This is a genomic window from Protofrankia sp. Cj3 (assembly GCF_917627355.1).
Classification (GTDB): domain Bacteria; phylum Actinomycetota; class Actinomycetes; order Frankiales; family Frankiaceae; genus Protofrankia.
This window is the reverse complement of sequence record NZ_CAKJTR010000202.1, coordinates 5,197-8,768: the sequence shown is the minus strand read 5'-3', so window position 1 is coordinate 8,768 and position 3,572 is coordinate 5,197. Positions and strand designations below refer to the sequence as shown.

The window sequence follows — 3,572 nt, the reverse complement described above, 5'->3', positions numbered from 1 at the left end:
GGAGTCTCCCTGGTGTTTCCATGCGGCTCGCCGCCGTCTGCGGCGTGCGCGGTGGGGATGCCTGGCCAGGTCCGCGCCCTGGCAGTCGCAGGCACCGGTTGACGGCATCGGTCGCCCTGGCCCGCGGCCTCGGATCCGGATATCCCGGCGGCCGGCGCCTGGCAGGCCGCTGGCTCGGAGCCGGCCGCCTGTGACACCGAGATCCTGCTGTTCGTGCGTGTGGCGATGACGCCTGAGGGCAGCGGGACCGGCTTCTGCCCGCGCCATCTCGTCACCAGCTCGTCCATGGCCCGGATGTGATCAGCCCGTAGCCCGGCCGGTGCGCTTCCCAGCGCGAGCGCCGCTCGCCGCATCACCCGGCCCCGCAGCGCGGCGCTGAGGGCCGCGAGACCGGCGAGGTCCAGATCAATGCGGACCGGTGCGCTGGAGGGCAGGACCAGCTGGTCGTAGACAACCGCCGTGTCGGCGTCGAGCGCCTCGCTGTCCGCCCGCAACAGGTCGGCGGTGCGGGCCAGAGCCTCGGCGATACCCGGGCCGAGGGCATCCTCCAGCATGGGCAGCACACGGTGGCGAACCCGGGCGCGGGCGAAGGCCTCGTCCGCGTTGGTCGGGTCGTCCCACGGGGTGAGGCCGTCGGCAAGGCAGGCGCTTCGCGTCGCCGACCGGCGGATTTCCAGCAGCGGACGCCGGAACAGCCCGTCCGAGTGCGGCATACCAGCCAGCGTCCGTGCGCCGGAGCCGCGGGCCAGCCGCAGCAGCACCGTCTCGGCCTGGTCATCGAGGGTATGGCCGAGCAGCACGGCGCTCGCCCCCAGGCGTTCGGCCGCGCGGGTCAGCGCCGACCTGCGGGCGTCGCGGGCGGCTCCCTCCGAGCGCCGGGAGTGCGCCGTCAGGACCTCGACGGGGTCGAGCCCGAGCTCCCGCCCCTGCGCGGCCACCGTGTCCGCCCGCGCCGCGGAGCCCTCGTACCAGCCGTGGTCGACGGTGAGAAGCCCACCGCGCAGCGCTCGGCGAGGTGCGAGAAAGGCGAGCGCCGCGGCCAGCGCAAGCGAGTCCGGCCCACCGGAGCAGGCCGCCAGCACCAGGCTTCCCGGCGGAAGGCCGGCGATCGACCGGCGGACAGCGACCCGGACCTCGGCCACGCTCCCGCATCCCCGCATGGCGGCTACTCCCGCGTGGCGTTCATGCGCGGGTACGACCGGCGGCATGACGCGAGACCTGGAAAAGGCGCACCTTATGCCGAGATGGACGGGCGCGAGCCCAGGACACGCTGCATCCACGCGCCTGGATCGACCAGCTCCGAGCGGGTTGGCAACGTCTCGGGAGATTGCCAGACCAGGTTGAACGCGGCCACCCCCGCCTCGGCGACGACAGCCCGGACAAAGGCGCCACCCTGCCGGTACTGCAGGAGCTTGAGATCCAGCCCGAGGAGGCGCCGGACAAAGCGGTCGATCGGTGAGCCGCCACCGCGGCGGTTGTCGAAGCGGGAGCGGATTTCGGCCACGGTCGGTACGACCTTGGGGCCGACCGCGTCCATGACCTGGTCGGCGTGTCCCTCCAACAGGGTCATCAGCGCTTGCAGGCGATCCAGGACCTGTCGTTGGGCGGGGGTCTGGAGCGCTTCGACGATGCTTGGCGCGTTCGGCCCACGGTCGAGGACGGCGCCACGCAGCGCGGAGACGGCTGAGCGCACCCGTTCGGCGAGGACCTCCGGGTCGATATCGGTCGCCTCGATGAAGGAGGCGATCTCGTTCTCCAGATGCTCCCGTAGCCAGGGGACCGCGGTGAACTGGATGCGATGGGTCTGTTCGTGCAGACAGACCCACAGCCGGAAGTCGCGTGGGTTGACCGCCAGCGCCTGCTCGGCATGGGCGATGTTCGGCGCGACCAGACTCAGGCGTCCCACCGCGGGGAGGAGCGATGGGGCTGTGGCGGAGTCATCCCGGGCGGGAGCCCGCTCGGGTGCCGGGCCCGCCGCGGCGGGGACCGTGACCGCGCTTCCGGCCGCGTCGGCCCCTCCGGCCGCGTCGTTTTCGCCGGGCGGGAGAAAGACCTCGTACTGGCCAAGAACCTTACCGGCGAGGTAGGCCAGCGCGGTGCCGAGCTGAACCCCGGTGACCCTGCGCCCGACAGCGGTGGACAGCTTGTTCCGGTCGCGGTCGGCAAGCTTGTCGAGCAGCGGGACGCTCACCACCCGCAGGCCCGCGACATTCGACCGGACCCATTCCGGCCGGTCCACCACGGCGATCGGGGTGGCCGGACCGGCCGGTTCCAGCCGGGTGTACGCCTGGACATGGCCTTCCGCCTCGACAGCCAGCCGTCGCAGCTCCGCAACCACCGTGTCCGCTTCGGAGCGGGCCAGGGGCGGGCCGGGCCGGACAAGCCGGCGCGCTGTCGCTACCGCGAGATCCCAGTCGACTAGCTCAGCGTCCACATCCGCCAGCCTATGTCCCCTCCCCCACCGATGACAGGCATTGTCGCCGGCGCGTGCCTGTCATCGTGGGCCGCGGCCGGCCGCGAGCGGCCATCCCCGCCTCCGCCGCAGCGTGCGCGTCGGCCTCAGCATCCGCATGACGCGAGCGCGACAGCTACCCGGTCGAGGGCGTCGCGGGTGGCTCCGGCCTCCTCGACCGGGGCGAAGAAACCGAACAGCAGGAGCCGGCCGTTGACGTCCACGACCTGGCCGGTGAGGCTTGTGACGATCCGTAGGCTGCCCGTCTTCGCTCGTACGGCGCCGGCGCCGGCGCGGGCGTCGGCCGAGTCGTAGCGGTCGTTGAGCGTCCCGGAGAAACCGGCCACCGGGAGCCCTGTGAGCAGGGTTCGTAGCGCTGGATGCCCGGGTAGGACGGCTGTCCGCAACAGCGCCACCAGCGTCGCCGGGGGGATCCGGTTGGCCGTTGACAGCCCACTCGTGTCCGCCAGATAGGTCCCGGCCGTCGGCACGCCCAGTTCGTGCAGGACGCCGAGTACCGCGCTGACCGCGCCGGCGAACGAAGCCGGCAGACCACGGGCGTGGGCCACCAGCCGTCCCAGGCTTTCGGCGAGGTCGTTGTCGGAGTAGGTGAGCATGCGCTCGACCAGCAACGGGATCGGCGGGCTATGGACCGTGGCAATCTGCCGTGCGCCGGCCTGACCGGCGCTGGCCGCGCCGGCAGCGGGCAGGACGCCGATCTCGGTCGAGCTGACCTGCACCCCGTAGCGCCGTAGCGCCGCCGCGAAGGCGTTTGCCGCGGCCATGGCCGGAGTGGCCGTGCGCGGGCCGGTCGCGCCCGCGGTGGCGCGGCCGCCGTCCACTTCGAGTGCGGAGACCGGCGTGACGTTGCCGTCGGTGACATAGCTGTCGCGCCATCCCTCGCCGGTGGACGGTCCGGTGAACAGGGCCTGGTCGGCGACAAGGTGGTCGACCTGGGTGATTCCGGTGTTACGTACCTGCGTGGCCAGATCCGCGAGGCGGGCGAAGGCGGGGTAGCCCGCCGGCCCGGTCGCGGCGGTGAGCGTCGGATCGCCCCCGCCGACCAGCCACAGCGTCCCGCCGCTGACCGCGCTGGTGGCAGTGCCGGCCGCAGTACTGG

General features: G+C 72.8%; 3 protein-coding genes. All 3 read right to left on the bottom strand.

From position 1 onward, the window contains the following. Positions 1-1,160: tRNA lysidine(34) synthetase TilS (gene tilS / locus MJ783_RS20010; protein WP_239312616.1), on the bottom strand; the 1,160-nt coding region annotated here is incomplete at its 3' end. A 74-nt stretch (positions 1,161-1,234) separates the two neighbouring features. Continuing rightward, the gene (locus MJ783_RS20005) at positions 1,235-2,434 is read right to left on the bottom strand and encodes a zinc-dependent metalloprotease (RefSeq protein WP_239312610.1); all 1,200 of its coding nucleotides are present in this window, start codon (positions 2,432-2,434) and stop codon (positions 1,235-1,237) included. Positions 2,435-2,559: 125 nt separating this feature from the next. Then, the coding region (gene dacB / locus MJ783_RS20000) for a D-alanyl-D-alanine carboxypeptidase/D-alanyl-D-alanine-endopeptidase (RefSeq protein ID WP_239312608.1) at positions 2,560-3,572 on the bottom strand (1,013 nt) is incomplete at its 5' end.